The 14,808-nt window shown below is 62.9% G+C and carries 11 protein-coding genes and 1 pseudogene; 6 read left to right on the top strand and 6 right to left on the bottom strand.

Annotation, left to right across the window (positions count from 1 at the left end):
- Window positions 1–231 precede the first annotated feature (231 nt).
- The gene (locus HNQ36_RS13760) at window positions 232–1,713 is read left to right on the top strand and encodes a DUF1254 domain-containing protein (RefSeq protein ID WP_246395386.1); all 1,482 of its coding nucleotides are present in this window, start codon (window positions 232–234) and stop codon (window positions 1,711–1,713) included.
- Between the two features lie 16 nt (window positions 1,714–1,729).
- Here HNQ36_RS13760 and pyk read toward each other — a convergent pair whose 3' ends face one another.
- Together pyk and HNQ36_RS13750 are read right to left on the bottom strand one after the other, a co-directional pair.
- Window positions 1,730–3,166 (bottom strand): pyruvate kinase, encoded by a 1,437-nt coding sequence (pyk, locus tag HNQ36_RS13755; protein WP_184085998.1) that lies wholly within the window; start codon window positions 3,164–3,166, stop codon window positions 1,730–1,732.
- Complete coding sequence (locus HNQ36_RS13750) at window positions 3,163–3,714, bottom strand: DUF1036 domain-containing protein (RefSeq protein ID WP_184085996.1); 552 nt, start codon at window positions 3,712–3,714, stop codon at window positions 3,163–3,165. Before HNQ36_RS13750 ends, pyk begins: the two co-directional genes overlap by 4 nt.
- Window positions 3,715–4,016: 302 nt before the next feature.
- Here HNQ36_RS13750 and HNQ36_RS13745 point away from each other — a divergent pair, with 302 nt between their 5' ends.
- Window positions 4,017–4,319 (top strand): DUF1244 domain-containing protein, encoded by a 303-nt coding sequence (locus tag HNQ36_RS13745; protein ID WP_184085994.1) that lies wholly within the window; start codon window positions 4,017–4,019, stop codon window positions 4,317–4,319.
- Window positions 4,320–4,505: 186 nt separating this feature from the next.
- Window positions 4,506–4,781, top strand: a complete 276-nt coding sequence (locus HNQ36_RS13740) for a DUF2312 domain-containing protein (RefSeq protein ID WP_046827668.1) — start codon at window positions 4,506–4,508, stop codon at window positions 4,779–4,781.
- Window positions 4,782–4,871: 90 nt separating this feature from the next.
- Here the strand turns inward: HNQ36_RS13740 and HNQ36_RS13735 are convergent.
- From HNQ36_RS13735 to HNQ36_RS13720, 4 genes and pseudogenes are all read right to left on the bottom strand, one after another.
- A pseudogene (locus HNQ36_RS13735) lies at window positions 4,872–5,684 on the bottom strand (enoyl-CoA hydratase).
- Window positions 5,685–5,797: 113 nt separating this feature from the next.
- Window positions 5,798–7,426 carry a peptidoglycan L,D-endopeptidase MepK gene (locus tag HNQ36_RS13730; protein WP_184085992.1) on the bottom strand — a complete coding sequence of 543 codons (1,629 nt, stop codon included), beginning with the start codon at window positions 7,424–7,426 and terminating at the stop codon, window positions 5,798–5,800.
- A gap of 411 nt (window positions 7,427–7,837) precedes the next feature.
- Window positions 7,838–9,970 (bottom strand): L,D-transpeptidase family protein, encoded by a 2,133-nt coding sequence (locus HNQ36_RS13725; RefSeq protein ID WP_184085990.1) that lies wholly within the window; start codon window positions 9,968–9,970, stop codon window positions 7,838–7,840.
- Between the two features lie 363 nt (window positions 9,971–10,333).
- Entirely contained in the window at window positions 10,334–11,845 is a 1,512-nt protein-coding gene (locus HNQ36_RS13720) for a sigma-54-dependent transcriptional regulator (protein WP_184085988.1), read from the bottom strand.
- A 154-nt stretch (window positions 11,846–11,999) separates the two neighbouring features.
- On the opposite strand from HNQ36_RS13720, the gene HNQ36_RS13715 reads away from it, so the two are divergent.
- The 3 genes from HNQ36_RS13715 to HNQ36_RS13705 form a co-directional block, all read left to right on the top strand.
- Entirely contained in the window at window positions 12,000–13,892 is a 1,893-nt protein-coding gene (locus HNQ36_RS13715) for a M3 family oligoendopeptidase (protein ID WP_184085986.1), read from the top strand.
- 198 nt (window positions 13,893–14,090) lie between these two features.
- Window positions 14,091–14,243, top strand: coding sequence for an aa3-type cytochrome c oxidase subunit IV (locus HNQ36_RS13710; protein WP_046827662.1), 153 nt, complete (start codon window positions 14,091–14,093; stop codon window positions 14,241–14,243).
- A 71-nt stretch (window positions 14,244–14,314) separates the two neighbouring features.
- The coding region (locus HNQ36_RS13705) for a Rossmann-fold NAD(P)-binding domain-containing protein (RefSeq protein WP_488225939.1) at window positions 14,315–14,808 on the top strand (494 nt) is incomplete at its 3' end.

The following is a 14,808-nucleotide window of genomic DNA, read 5'->3' as shown; positions in this document are numbered from 1 at the left end:
AAGGACCGGAGAGCTATTCTTGCTGGGACAGCGTTGACGGGGTTTTCCCAATTTCAGTCACGTTGTCCATTTCGATGCGATTGATCGGCTGATTTCCAACAGACAAGGCCGCCTTACTCTCAAGGCGAGCAAGCTTTGGAGGAACCAAACAATCGGGGCGTGGCGCGCGAACCTGCGTGCCCTTTTTAAAAGCCATCAGGAAAATTGAAACCGAACAGCGGAGGACGTGTGATGCTTACTCCCGTTAAGAGAATTCGTTTTGGATTGATCCTGTTAACTGCTTTGGCTGCGACAGGGACATTACAGATCCCATCTGCGGCAACGGCGCAAACCGCTCAGCTCTCCGAGCAGGAAGCCCTTGCCATCGCCACCGACGCTTACGTTTACTTCTATCCTTTGGTGACGATGGATGTGACGCGCAAGCAACTGACAAACATGGAGCCGGGCAAAGGAATTGGCGGTCCGGCGAATACGTTCGCGAACATCCCTGAATTTCCGGCTGCCGACATGAAGGCCGTGGTTCGTCCGAATTTCGATACGCTGTATTCGAGCGGCTATCTGGACATGACGAAAGAGCCCGTTGTCGTCTCCGTGCCGGATACAGGGGGACGCTTCTATCTCATTCCCATGCTCGACATGTGGTCGGACGTTTTCGCGTCGCCGGGATCACGCACCACGGGAACGCAGGCCGGAAATTTCCTGATCGTTCCGCCGAACTGGCGGCCTGACCTGCGAGAGCGGCTTGTTGAGGAGTTCAAGCTTCCGCAGGACACGCAGGTAATTCACGCGCCGACGCCGCATGTCTGGGTCATCGGGCGCACCAAGACCGATGGTCCGCCGGACTATGCCGCGGTCCACAAGATTCAGGCCGGCTACAAGATCACGCCGCTGTCGGAATGGGGAAAGCCGGCAAAGCCGGTCGAGGCGAAGATCGACCCATCGATCGACATGAAGACGCCGCCGAAGGTCCAGGTCGATACCATGGTGGGCGGCAAATATTTTACCTACGCGTCTGAAATTCTGAAGGTCAATCCGCCTCACGTCACCGATCAGCCGATCATCGCACAGATGAAGCGCATCGGCATCGAACCGGGCAAGAGCTTCGACATTGCGAAGGTCGATCCCGCGGTGAAGAAGGCCATCGAGGCCGCGCCGGAGGCTGCGCAAAAGCTGATGGAATGGAAGGTGGCGACTCTCGCCCGTGTCGCGAACGGCTGGTCAATGAACACCGACACCATGGGCGTGTACGGAAATTATTATCTCAAGCGCGCCGTCGTTGCGCAGGTTGGTCTCGGCGCAAACCTGCCTGAAGACGCGATCTATCCGCTCAACCTTGCGGATGATACGGGAAAACCACTCGACGGCGCGAACAAGTACACGATCAGTTTCGAGAAGGGGAGCGCGCCGCCGGTGAACGCGTTCTGGTCGGTCACGCTTTACGACCCCGAAGGCTTCCAGGTCGCCAACAGCCTCAATCGTTTTGCTGTCAGCAGCTGGATGCCCTTCAAGACCAATCCCGATGGTTCGTTGACGCTCTACTTCCAGAACGAAAGTCCGGGCAAGGACAAGGAGGCGAACTGGCTCCCTGCGCCGAAGGGGGCGTTCAACCTCACGATGCGTCTGTATGGTCCTCAGTCCGACGCGTTGACCGGGAAGTGGAATCCACCACCCGTGACGCGAGTCCAGGAAACGGTGGGTCAGTCAGCGAAGTAGGACGGAGCTTTCGCCTTCAGATGTCGGCGTCGCGCTCGGGGCCGACATAGGCGATGCGGACCATGTTGGTCGTGCCCGGCGTGCCGAGCGGTACGCCGGCGACGATAATGACGCGCTGGCCAGCCTTCGCAAAACCGTCGCGGAATGAAATGCGTGCCGCGCGGTCGATCATGTCGTCCTGATCGTGGGCGTCTTCCGCGATCACGCAATGCACGCCCCACACCAGCGACAGTCTGCGGCCGGTATTCACGTTCGGCGTGATGGCGACAACCGGCGGCTTCGGCCGTTCGCGCGCGACCCGCAGCGCGGTCGAACCGGAACTGGTCCAGCAGATAATGGCGGAAAGATCGAGCGTTTCGGCGATCTGCCGCGCCGCGTCGGCAATGGCGTCGCCTGCGGTGGCTTCGGGATCGGGCCGTTGCGCGGCGATGACGCCGCGATAGGTCGGATCGCGCTCGCACTCCTCGCCGATGCGGTTCATGGTCAGCACCGCTTCGACCGGGAATTTGCCGGCGGCGGATTCCGCCGACAGCATGATGGCGTCGGCGCCCTCAAACACGGCATTGGCGACGTCAGAGACTTCGGCGCGGGTCGGCACCGGCGATGTGATCATCGATTCCAGCATCTGGGTCGCGACCACCACCGGCTTGCCGGCGCGGCGCGCCATGCGCGTCATCTGCTTCTGAAGTCCGGGCACGCGTTCGGCGGGCAGTTCGACGCCGAGATCGCCGCGCGCGACCATCAATGCGTCTGACGCCTCCATGATTTCGGCGAGGCGCTCGATGGCCTGCGGCTTCTCGATCTTCGACATCACGGCGGCGCGGCCGCGCACCAGCTTCTTCGCCTCGATCACGTCGTCGGCGCGCTGCACGAACGACAGCGCGACCCAGTCGACGCCGGTTTCAAGCGCGGCTTCGAGATCGGCGCGGTCTTTCGGCGTCATCGCCGACACCGGCAGGTCCGTGTCGGGCAGGCTGACGCCCTTGCGGTCGGACATTTTTCCGCCGGTGACGACGCGCACCAGCGCGTGGTCGGGCGAGGTCTCCTCGGCGATCAGGCGCAGCTTGCCGTCGTCGATCAGCAGCGCATGGCCGGGGCGCAAGGCTTTGAGAATTTCAGGGTGGGGCAGGTGGACGCGGGTCTTGTCGCCCGGCGTCGGATCGGCGTCGAGCGTGAACATCGCGCCGTTGTTGAGTTCGACAAAGCCGTTCTCGAAATTTCCCAGCCGCAGCTTCGGTCCCTGAAGATCGATCAGAATTCCGATCGGCCGCCCGTAGCTGCTCTCCACGTTGCGGATCGTCGCCACCATCTCGCGCATCTTGTCATGCGGGGTATGGCTCATGTTGATGCGGAACACGTCGGCGCCGGCCTCGAACAGCTTGCGGATCGATGCGCTGTCTGAAGAGGCGGGCCCGAGGGTGGCGAGGATCTTGATGCGTCGCAGACGTCTCATTTAGGATTTCCAGGAGCTGCACCGGGAAGTGCGCCGGGTTGTGCAGCCCCCGGCGCATTCGGCATGCCGGGCAGGCCGGGCGAGCGCGGGTTCTGTTCGGTGGATTCGGTCAGTTGGACGGTCCAGGCGCGTTGTTCGCCGGTATCGACCTCGAAATATCCGGTGCGGTCGAAGCCGCGCGCCAGACAGTCTTCAGTGCCTTTGATGGTGAATTCCTTGTCGCGTGAGCACATGAAGGCTTGCCCCGACCACTCTCCGCCGCGGTCATAGTCGATGGCGTAGATATAATAGTATCGTGCGACAAGCGTTCCACGCAGCAGGGTTTCGCAGGCGCGGGACGACACGTTCCACCAGCCTTCGGTGACCCAGCCTTCATTGTCCTTGTAGCCGAGCGCGATGCCGACCCGGCTCGAGGTGTTGTTGCAAAGCCGGAAATCAGCGGCTGCCGGATCGTTCCACGCGCACAGTGCGAGCAGCGCGACAAGCCCGGTGAGGGCAGCGGTGATCGTACGATGGAACGTCATGCGGCGGGAAATGGTGGCTGTCATCTAATCAGGTACTATCAACCATTCGTTGATTTCGCGTAACACATTGAGCATGATCGGCAAAAGCGGAGATCCGATGTCCGGTCAGTGCCGGTCAGTATAGGGCGGGTTGGCGGTTTCGCCAAACCGCACACAAGCGTTATTAGGCCCGTTGCCGAGCGGTGGCGCGGGTATGGCTGGCTTTTCTCGCCATATGGAAAAATCATTAGACCTGTCACGCGGGGCTTAAAATCACGAGGCCCGGCCCCATGTTAGGAGGCCGGTGGCGGGACAGCCAGCCGGCCTCAAATTGCGGATAAATGACCATGGCGATCGATGAGAAGACCCGGACGGAATTGGAAGCGGCGGTTTTTCGCCGCCTAGTCGAGCATCTGCGCGAGCGAACCGACGTGCAGAATATCGACCTGATGAACCTCGCGGGCTTCTGCCGCAATTGTCTCTCCAACTGGCTGAAGGATGCCGCCGACGACAAGGGCGTGGCCCTCAGCAAGGACGAGAGCCGCGAGGCGGTGTACGGCATGCCGTATGAAACCTGGAAGGCGAAGCATCAGACCGAGGCGACGCCCGATCAGGTCGCCGCGATGAAAAAAAACCACACCGGCCACTGAAACACGCAAGTGAAATCGGCCCGATTGGCGCCGGCTTTTCTTTCGCCTGTGGGTCACTGTGGATGACCGTGACTCCGTCTTGACGCGGCAGGCCTCTCTCTTGAGTGTGATACTTGAATGACGTGCCGCGCACGCCAGCGATCAACCCCATTGATCAAGCCCCATTAAAGTTCAGGAGTACCTCCGATGGCCACCACCTCGGCTGCCGTGAAAGACGACGACACCGCGCACAGCTTCGCGAAGGGTCAGCTCAAGGCCATCATCGAGCGCATCGAGCGGCTCGAGGAAGAAAAGAAAACCATCAGCGACGACATCAAGGATGTCTATGGCGAAGCCAAGGGCAACGGCTTCGATGTGAAGGCGCTGCGCACCATCATCCGTATGCGCAAGCAGGACGCTGACGAGCGCCAGGAGCAGGAAACCATCCTGGAAACCTACATGCAGGCGCTCGGAATGCTGTGAGCGTTCGCGTCCGGCAACGGACGCTGACATCCTGACGGGATTCCCCGGTCTGATCCGGGGAATCGCACCCTCTACAAGACGACAGGCGTTCTATCGTCCCGTGAAAGCGGGCGCTCGCTTCTCAATGAAGTGTTTCACGCCTTCCTTGAAGTCCTCGCTCTTGAGACTGAGCGCCATTTCGTGGTCGGCGACGTCCATCGCCTCGTCGAGCGTCTGCATCGGCGTTTCCCACAGCTGCTTCTTGATCACGCGCAGTGACCGCGGCGACGACAGCTCGGCGAGGTCCTTGGCGTAGGCCATGACCGACGGCATCAGGTCGGCCGCCGGATAGACGCGGTCGACCAGTCCCAGCCGCAGCGCTTCATCGGCGTTCACCTTCCGGCCCGACATCAGCAGGTCGGTGGCGGCCGACAGGCCGATCAGCCGTGGCAACGTCCAGCTCATGCCGTGCTCGGCGATCAGGCCGCGCCGCGCGAACGCTGTGGTGAACACGGCCTCCTGCGCGGCGAAGCGCATGTCGCAGAACAGCGCGAAACACATGCCGAGGCCGGCGCAGGGGCCGTTGACCGCCGCGATGATCGGTTTCGGAATAGCCGGGAAATAGGTGTTCTTGCGCTGGAAGTCGGGGCGTGAATTCGCGTCGATGGGGACATCGGCGACTTCGGTCAAACCGCCGGCCGCGCTGATGCTGGATAGCCGCTTCATGTCGGCGCCGGCGCAGAAGCCACGGCCCGCACCGGTCAGCACGATGACGCGGACATTGTCGTCGGCCTTGGCTTGCTCCATGGCCTTGCGGACTTCCTGACCCATCACGGAAGTCTAGGCATTGAGCTGCTCGGGACGGCTGAGGGTGACGATGGCGACGCGGTCGGTGACCCTGTAGTCGATCTCGGCAAAGGACACGGTATTTCTCCCGGTACTTGTTGTTGGTTGATGGAGCACAGAATGCGCGGTCCCGATGACGGGCGCAATCGTGCGACAGATTTAAGAGGAAAGCGTTGAAGCGCCGCGCCGTATTACCGCAGCGCTGCGGTGCGCATGGCGAACGAGGTCGTCGATAGCGTCGCGGTCGCCGAGCCGGTGAACTTCTCGCAGACGATGCCCATTTGCGGATCGTTCGAGAACGTCATCGCCACCGCTGCGTTCGGCTTGACGAAGTGCGTGCGCATCACCGTCATGTCCTGATCGCCCAGAACGGAAGCGACCATCGAGGTGCTGGCGCTTGGCGCAAGGATCATCGCACGCAGCCAGATGTCGTTCGTCTGGGAGGCCTGCTTGATCCGGGTCGCAGTCGCGATCTTGCCCTGCGGTGCCTTGGCGATCGTCGCAGCGGAAGCGTTGATATCCGCGCCGGACATGGGGTTCGGAGCGAGCGGTGCAACGCGCGGGCTGCGCGGCAGCGGCGCGCTGGCCGCGACGACCTTGGCGCGATCCAGCGGAGCTTCCGCCGGCGCGTAGGCGAGCGCCTGCGAGACGTTCTGCGGCAGGCTTGCGGTGAATTGCGGATCGGCGGCGACGACGGCGCCGCGGGCCTTGAGGGCGGCGATCTGGGCCTCTGCCGCGGGCTTCGGCGCCGGTTCGTTATCCCAGAAGCCGCGGGCGTTGATGACGTCGATGGGCGATTGCGGGGCGTATTCGTCGGCGGGAATCGGCTTGAGTGCGGCTTGCGGCTTGGGCAGCGGAACGGTCTTGGTATCAGCCGAAGCGACCTGATAGGACGCCGCGCCTGCGGGCTTCGCGCGCGGCAGCGGCACGCGATCGAGAAGTTTCTCGGCGGCGGCCGTGACGGTGGCCTTGGCGTTGTCGGCGGCAGCCAGCGCGACAGGAACAACCTTGCGGCGTGCCGCGTCATTGCCGGCTTCTTCCTCGTCATCCGCCTGCTTGCGGCCGAACAGTGAGGCGAGGAAGGTGCGCGACTTCGATGGCGCTGCGACGTCCTCGCCATTGCCGCGGCGTTCGATGTCGGCGAGCGCCAGCTCGTAACCCTTCAGCGGCTGGCCGTTGGACGGCACATGCACCGTGCGGCCGTCCGGGAAGACGCGCGCGAGCTGATCGTGGGTCATGCGCGGCCAGTGACGGATGCTGCCGACGTCGAGATGGACGAAAGGCGATCCGGAGGTGGGGTAGAAACCGACGCCGCCGCGCTGCAGGCGAAGTCCGGCGAAACGAATCTGCTCGAGCGGCACGCTGGGGATGAAGAAGTCCAGCGCCTGGCCCTGCATATGCTGGCTGTGGCGCGCCACTCCGGACGAGCGGCGGCGGAGCATGGAATTGGTGGCTGGCGAGCGATAGGCGGAGATGATCTGGATCGGCTGTTTGCCGTCAACGTCGCGATAGACCTCCCAGACGATGTCGAACAGCCGGCGATCCATGGTGGTGGAATCCTGGCTGCGCCAGTCGCGCAGGAAGTGATTGAGCTTCTTCAGCGCGGCCTCGTCGTAACGGCCCTGGCGCTTGAAGGTGACGGTGAGGTCTTCGCCGGAATGGGTGTGGTGGAAGGAGAGGGTGCGGGTGTCGCCGTCGGCGGTGGCGTTATGGACGGAGCGGGCGTTGGTCGCGATCAGCAGCAGCGAGGCGAGGCCGACACGCACCGAGGTGCGCGAAAGCCATTCAAAGCCAATGCTGCGTGGAAAACCGCCCGCCACTCAGAATCCCGTCAGCCGTCAGTTTGTTTAGGTGATCCCCCGCTACCCCACGCAACGGGAGAGGATGAACATGGTCTTAAGGCAGGGGGGTTAAGCGTTATTTACCAATCCCCGCGCCGCGTTGGTTAGCTTCCCAAGTCTTGTTCTTCCCAAGTCTTAGCTTGCCCAAGTCTTTAGCGATCCCAAGTCTTTACGAACCCAAGTCCCCGAGCCTGACCCAAGTCTGTCACAGGCCCGTGAAGACCGGAGTATGCCCCCCGGAGTATGGCAAAAAAGGGCCGTCGGGCCGATCCGGCCCGGAATGCTTTGTCGGCAATGGTTAATGAAAAAGGGCCCCGCCGACGGCGGAGCCCTTGAGACTGTGGAAATCGGGGAAAATCGGCGCTTTTGGGCCGGTTCCCGCGAAGTTCCCTAGCGAACCACCCGGCGCTGGCGCACCGGAGCCGGCGGCGGGGTCGGAGGTCCGAACAGGCGCTCGAAGAAGCCCATGCCGCTGTTGCTGGCGAAGCTGTCGCCGGGAACGCGCACGTTGGTCGGGCGGACGTAGTTCGGCTGGGCGTGAGACACCGCAGTTTCCATGTCGCGGCCTTCGCTGCCCTTGAGCAGTGCAAGCACCCTGGAATCGCGGCTGTAGATATCCTTGCGGAATTCGAGCTTGCCGGCGCTGTCCACGAACGCGGTCTGATAGGCGATGTTGACCGGGATCGGCGTCGGGAAGTTGATGTTGACCTCGCTGCGGCCGTACATGCCCTTGATCTTCTCGGGCGTGTAGTTGTCCTTCGGCAGCACGATGCTGAGCAGGTTCGCCGCGTACTGGTCGGGGTTCTGCACGCGCATGCAGCCGTGGCTGAAGGCGCGCTCTTCCTTGGCGAACAGGTGCTTGTCCGGCGTGTCGTGCTGATAGACCAGGAACTTGTTCGGGAAGTTGAAGCGGATGCGGCCGAGCGCATTGGCTTCGCCCGGCGGCTGCGAGATGCGGATGCTGCCGTCAGCGGCGCGCGCGAGTTTCAGGCCCATGCGGTCGAGCACGGTCGGGTCCTGCGCCAGTGCGGGCAGATACTCGTTGTAGATGATCGACGGCGGCACGTTCCAGGTCGGATTGACGGTGATGAACTTCATCGTCTCGGTCAGTTCCGGGGTCGCATGCTTGCCCGGCTTGCCGACGACGACGCGCGTGGTCCAGACCTGCTTGTCGCCTTGCATCAGCTTGAGCGAATAGTCGGGAATGTTGAGGATCACATAGGCGTCGCCCAGCGCCTTCGCGCCGAGTTCGCGCGGCAGCCAGCGCCAGCGCTCCATGTTGACGCGCACGATGTCGATCTTGCGGTCGTTCCTGGGGCCGTTGAGCGCGCGCACCGTGGCGTTGTCGAGCACGCCGGTCGCCTTCAGGTCGTTGCTCGACTGGAATTTGCGGACAGCATCGGCGACCGCCGCATCGTAGCGCTTGTCGGCAGCGTTCTCGGCGACGTGAAGCTTGGCGCGCAAGGCCGGCACGCGTTCGTCTTCCATAACGACCGGATTGGCATTCTTCTTGGTCGGCTTGACGAACTTAAGCACGTCGCCTTCGGCGATGTGCTTCGAGGTGTCCTCGGTCACGCCGCGCAGTTCGGCGAGCTTCGCCTTCAGCGCCTGATAGCCCTTGTGCGGCGGGTTGTAGCCCGCCAGAGCCGCCGACGCGTCGCGCGCCGTCGATACATTGATGAGGACCTCGACCGGATCGACCGGATGCTCGGGGTACGAGATGTCCGCGCTCACGCGCGAGTAGTGCATGCGGCCGCTTTGCGCGTGGCGCGCATAGTCGAGCATGCTTTCGGTCAGGCGCAGTTCGGCCTCAGCCTGTGCGTCAGGGGTGGTCGCAGCGGCGAAATCCGGCGTGGGGTAATCGGCTGCGTTCAGGCCGTCACTGTTCGCGTCCTTGAGGCGCGCGATCACGCTCTTGGCGCGGGCGGTCGCAGCACCGGCTTCGCTCCAGAGCGGAGCGTAGTTGCGGTCCTTGTAGAAGTTCTCGACAGCGGTGCGTTCGTTCTTGCGGTCGAAGTAGCGCGCGCCCTTGGCTGCGATCAGGTCGCGCAGCTTGTCGGCAACCGGCTGATCGGCTGCGGCGACGGCCGGAGCGGCCTTCGCGGGTTCAGTCTTGGCAGGTTCGGTCTTCGGAGACTCGACGGCAGGCGCTGCGGCTGTTGCGGCGGGCGGAGTCGCGGTTGGTGCCGTTGCGGTCGGCGCCGTTGCAGCCGGAGGAACAGTTGCCGTGGTGGCCGGTGCAGCGGCTGGCGCTGCAGCCTCTTCCTTCTTCGGTGGCGTGGCGGCGGCCGGAGCGGCGGCTGCGGTGTCGGGCTTGAAGTCGTTCACCGTCGGCGGCGGCACGTTGGCGGGCTCGGGAAGCGGGACCGCCGCGTCGATGGCGAGATCTGCGGGGCTCTTGGCGGGACCAGACTGCGCATTGGCGGTGGTCGCGGCGACAGAGAGGAATGTAGCGGCCACGGCCATCAAAATCCGGTCGAAGCCCTGAGGGCTCTTGCGGTGGCCGGTCGAAAAGTCACGCATTCTCGCACCCCAATTCTCGCACCCTGTCGGGTGAAACTGCCCCGGCATGGAACAGCTCATGATGGTTTCCGTCACTGCCTGATGCAAAAGCGCCGGCCAGATCGGAGGTTGCTACGCAGTTTCGCATTGAAAACACTGCGAAACATACACGCACGAAACGCTACACGCGCCAGCTTGAAGCGGCCAGCCGCCGCCAGATCAACTCGAAGTCATCTCACAGGAAGTGACTTCAATTCGGCATGTCTTGCAACGGCTTGCGCGCATTGCCGCGCGCTTTTCCTGTGTCTGTCACCGCGCCGCAACGGTTCGAATATGAGTAACGAAAAAGCCGTGCCTGCGTTCCATGTCGCAGTGATTCGCGTTTCAGCGCGAAGGGTCGGATTCCGTGCCGGAGGCCGCGGCCTCGTCCAGTTTCCGGTACAGCGTTGAGCGGCCGATCTTCAATCGCCGCGCGACCTCGGACATCTGGCCGCGATAGTGGGCGATGGCGAAACGGATGGTTTCCGCCTCCATGTCATCGAGAGCGCGCATTTCGCCGTTCTCGCCGAGCATGGACAGGGTACCGTAAGCGGACGTGAATCCGGCTGGCGCGGGGGATGGAGCGATCGGTATTTCGGCACCTGCGATAGTGTCGGCTGGAGAGGACGGCGGGCTGTCCATGATCACCGGCTCCGCCTCGTAAACCGGGGCCAGGAACATTCCACCGGTCTGCGGAAAATCATCCGGTCCGAGCTGGCCGCCGTCGCTCATCACCACGGCGCGGTACACCGCGTTTTCAAGCTGGCGGACGTTGCCGGGCCAGGCCAGTTGTCCCAGCATCGCCATGGCTTCGCCGCTGACGCTGGTCACCGGCCGGTTTTCCTCGGCCGCGATGCGCGTCATGAAGTGACGCACCAGATGCGGGATGTCCTCGCGGCGCGTACGCAGCGGCGGAATCGTCAGCGGCAAAACGTGCAGCCGGTAAAACAGATCCTCGCGGAATGCGCCGGCCTTCACCTGATTGAGCAGGTTGCGGTTGGTCGCCGATACGATCCGTACATCGACCTTGACGGGTTTGCGTCCGCCGACCGCTTCGACCTCGCCTTGCTGCAGGGCGCGCAGCAGTTTCACCTGCGCCGCCAGCGGCAGTTCGCTGATCTCGTCGAGGAACAGCGTGCCGCCATTGGCCTCGACGAATTTGCCTGCGTGCCGCTCGGTGGCGCCGGTGAACGCGCCCTTCTCGTGACCGAACAGCAACGACTCCACCAGATTGTCCGGGATCGCGCCGCAGTTCACGGTGATGAACGGCTTGGCGCTGCGCTCGGAGGAGCCGTGGATGGCGCGGGCGATCAGTTCCTTGCCGACGCCGGATTCGCCTTCGATCAGCACCGGTATCGTGGAGGCTGCGGCCTTCTTGCCCATCGAAATGACGTGGTTCATCGTCTCGGAGCGGGTGACGATGTCGGCGAAGGTGAGTTTGCCCTCGCGGCGATGGCGGATGCGCTGCAATTCGCCTTTCAGCGCGCTGGCATTGAGGGCGTTGCGCAAAGACACCTGCAGGCGCTCGATGCCGACCGGCTTCACCACGAAATCGTGCGCCCCGGCCCGCATCGCGGACACCACGTTGTCGATGCCGCCATGGGCGGTCTGCACGATCACCGGCAGATCGAGGCCGATATCGCGAATCTTCGCCAATACGCCCATGCCGTCGAGGCCGGGCATCACGAGATCGAGCACCATGGCATCGACGGGTTTCGTATCGGGATCGATCAGATGGGCGAGGGCGGCATCGCCGCTATCGACTGTCACGGCGTCGTAACCGCAGCGTTGCACCATATTCTCGACGAGGCGCCGCTGTACGGCATCGTCGTCGGCAATCAGGATGGTGGCAGCCATGGCATTCCCCGCAACTCTGGACTATCTCAACAACATGTCTCGAATCGGGGCACTCTCGCCGATGCCGATTAACGACCTCTTAAGAGTTGGCATCTCCGGCAAGTGCTGCAATCGTCACGCGTCCTGAACGATCTTGAACATCACGGATTGAAATATGGCTTCGCGCACATCGGCTCTCCGCAAATCTCCGGCAAAACCCAAATCCGCGCCCAAGGCGAAAGCCTCCGCCAAAAAGCCGTCTCCTAAAAAGGCATCCGGCGCGGCAGGCAAGGCGGGAAAGCTGCCCGAGTGGAATTTGACCGACCTTTATCCGGCCATCGATGCGCCGGAGGTGGCGCGCGATCTCGACAAGCTCGATGCCGACTGCGTGGCGTTCGAGGCTGCCTACAGGGGCAAGATTGCCGAGCAGGTTGCAAAGCCCGAAGGCGGCGAATGGCTGGCCGAGGCGATCAGGAGCTACGAGGCGATCGATGATCTGGCCGGGCGGCTGGCGTCATACGCAGGGCTCGCGCATGCGGGCGACACCGTCGATGCCGCGATCTCGAAGTTCTACGGCGACGTGTCCGAGCGCATCACTGCAGCCTCGACGCATCTTCTGTTCTTCGCGCTCGAACTCAACCGCGTCGATGACGAGGTGATCGAACGCGCGATGGCGGTGCCCTCGCTTAATCACTACCGGCCATGGATCGAGGATCTGCGCAAGGACAAGCCGTACCAGCTCGAGGATCGCGTCGAGCAACTGTTCCACGAGAAATCCGTCAGCGGCTATGCAGCCTGGAACAGGCAGTTCGACCAGACCATCTCGGCGCTGCGCTTCAAGGTCGGTGGCAGGGAACTGGCGATCGAGCCGACGCTGACGCTGTTGCAGGATCGTGCGCCCGCCAAGCGTAAGGCGGCGGCGCAGGCGCTGGCGAAAACCTTCAAGGCCAACGAGCGCACCTTCGCGCTGATCACCAACACGCTCGCCAAGGACAAGGAAATCTCCGACCGCTGGCGCGGCTTTCAGGACATCGCCGACGCGCGCCATCTTGCCAACCGCGTTGAGCGCGAAGTGGTCGATGCGCTCGTGGCATCGGTACGCGCCGCCTATCCGCGGCTCTCCCACCGTTACTACAAGATGAAGGCGCGCTGGTTCAAAAAGAAGTCGCTGCCGTTCTGGGACCGCAACGCGCCGCTGCCGTTCGCGGCGAAGAGCCAGATCGGCTGGAGCGACGCGAAGAGCACAATCCTGAAAGCCTATGGCGACTTCTCGCCGCAGATGGCGAACATCGCGGAGCGCTTTTTCACCGACCGCTGGATCGATGCGCCGGTGCGACCTGGCAAGGCGCCGGGCGCTTTCTCGCATCCGACCACGCCGTCGGCGCATCCCTACGTGCTGATGAACTATCAGGGCAAGCCGCGCGACGTGATGACGCTCGCGCACGAGCTTGGTCATGGCGTGCATCAGGTGCTCGCCGCGAAAAATGGAGCGCTGATGGCGCCGACGCCCCTGACGCTGGCGGAGACCGCCAGCGTGTTCGGCGAGATGCTGACCTTCAAGCGGCTGCTGGCCCAGACCAAAAATGCCAAGGAGCGCCAGGCGCTGCTCGCCGGCAAGGTCGAGGACATGATCAACACGGTGGTGCGCCAGATCGCGTTCTACTCGTTCGAGCGCGCGATCCATACCGAGCGCCGCAACGGCGAATTGACCGCGCAGCGGATCGGCGAGATCTGGCTGAGCGTGCAGGGCGAAAGCCTTGGTCCGGCGATCGAGATCAAGCCCGGCTACGAGACGTACTGGATGTACATCCCGCACTTCATCCATTCGCCGTTTTATGTCTACGCCTATGCGTTCGGTGACTGCCTCGTGAACTCGCTCTACGCGGTCTACGAGAACGCCTCGGAGGGTTTCGCCGACCGTTATCTCGCGATGCTCTCAGCCGGCGGCACCAAGCATTATTCCGAGTTGCTGCAACCGTTTGGGCTGGACGCCAAGGACCCGAAATTCTGGGATGGCGGATTGTCGGTGATTGAAAACCTGATCGCCGAACTGGAGGCGATGGGATAGGCAGGACGCCCTTTTTTGCGGCAATTGCCGGAGAGATTGGGGTCCCCTGTTCCGCATCGCGGAAATTTCCGCGAGAGCCATTGCATGGCATGCATGCGGGTGGTTCTAATCGGCTGTCCAAAGCGGAGGCAGCCGTTGCCCTTGCCCCGCAATTGGGCTAATTCGCGTCAACATTTAGAGTGGCGCTGGAGGGGATCGATGGCTGACCATAACGAAGTTGCTTACACCACGGCGGATGGCATGGACTATCCGGCGCACGAGCAAACCTACGAAGGGTTTCTCGTGATGACGAAGTACGGGACGATTTCCGTCATCGTCATCCTCGCCCTGATGGCGATCTTTCTCACCTGATCGAATTCGGTTGTCCCGGCGGTGTGGCCGGTGATTAAGTCATGCGCGGCCGAACGGCTGCGGGAGGCGTCATGAAAATTGCGATAGCCAAGGAAGTGGATGCAGCCGAGCCGCGCGTTGCGGCGACGCCGGACACCGTGAAGAAGTTCAAGGCGCTGGGCATCGATGTCGCGATCGAGCCGGGTGCGGGCATCAAGTCCGGTCTTTTGGACGCGGACTATGAAGCCGCCGGTGCTGCCGTCAGCGCCGATGCGGTGAAGGATGCCGACATCGTCATCAAGGTGAAGCGTCCGGAAGTTTCCGAAGTTACCAAATACAAGAAGGGCGCACTGGTCATCGCGATCATGGACCCCTACGGCAATGAGCCCGCGCTGAAGGCGCTGGCCGATGCCGGCGTCTCGGCGTTCGCGATGGAGCTGATGCCGCGCATTACCCGCGCGCAGGTGATGGACGTGCTGTCGTCGCAGGCGAATCTTGCGGGTTACCGCGCGGTGATCGAATCCGCCGAAGCCTTCGGCCGTGCGTTTCCGATGATGATGACCGCGGCCGGCACCGTGCCCGCCGC

This window comes from Afipia massiliensis (genome assembly GCF_014203115.1).
GTDB lineage: Bacteria > Pseudomonadota > Alphaproteobacteria > Rhizobiales > Xanthobacteraceae > Afipia > Afipia massiliensis.
The sequence above is the reverse complement of the archived record's forward strand: the minus strand, read 5'-3'. Positions and strand labels throughout refer to the sequence as shown.

Excerpts from the sequence above, each read along its gene's own strand:
- HNQ36_RS13760 (WP_246395386.1), top strand. The coding sequence starts at position 232 with ATGCTTACTCCCGTTAAGAGAATTCGTTTTGGATTGATCCTGTTAACT.
- pyk (WP_184085998.1), bottom strand. The coding sequence starts at position 3,166 with ATGAGACGTCTGCGACGCATCAAGATCCTCGCCACCCTCGGGCCCGCC.
- HNQ36_RS13750 (WP_184085996.1), bottom strand. The coding sequence starts at position 3,714 with ATGACAGCCACCATTTCCCGCCGCATGACGTTCCATCGTACGATCACC.
- HNQ36_RS13745 (WP_184085994.1), top strand. The coding sequence starts at position 4,017 with ATGGCGATCGATGAGAAGACCCGGACGGAATTGGAAGCGGCGGTTTTT.
- HNQ36_RS13740 (WP_046827668.1), top strand. The coding sequence starts at position 4,506 with ATGGCCACCACCTCGGCTGCCGTGAAAGACGACGACACCGCGCACAGC.
- HNQ36_RS13725 (WP_184085990.1), bottom strand. The coding sequence starts at position 9,970 with ATGCGTGACTTTTCGACCGGCCACCGCAAGAGCCCTCAGGGCTTCGAC.
- HNQ36_RS13720 (WP_184085988.1), bottom strand. The coding sequence starts at position 11,845 with ATGGCTGCCACCATCCTGATTGCCGACGACGATGCCGTACAGCGGCGC.
- HNQ36_RS13715 (WP_184085986.1), top strand. The coding sequence starts at position 12,000 with ATGGCTTCGCGCACATCGGCTCTCCGCAAATCTCCGGCAAAACCCAAA.
- HNQ36_RS13710 (WP_046827662.1), top strand. The coding sequence starts at position 14,091 with ATGGCTGACCATAACGAAGTTGCTTACACCACGGCGGATGGCATGGAC.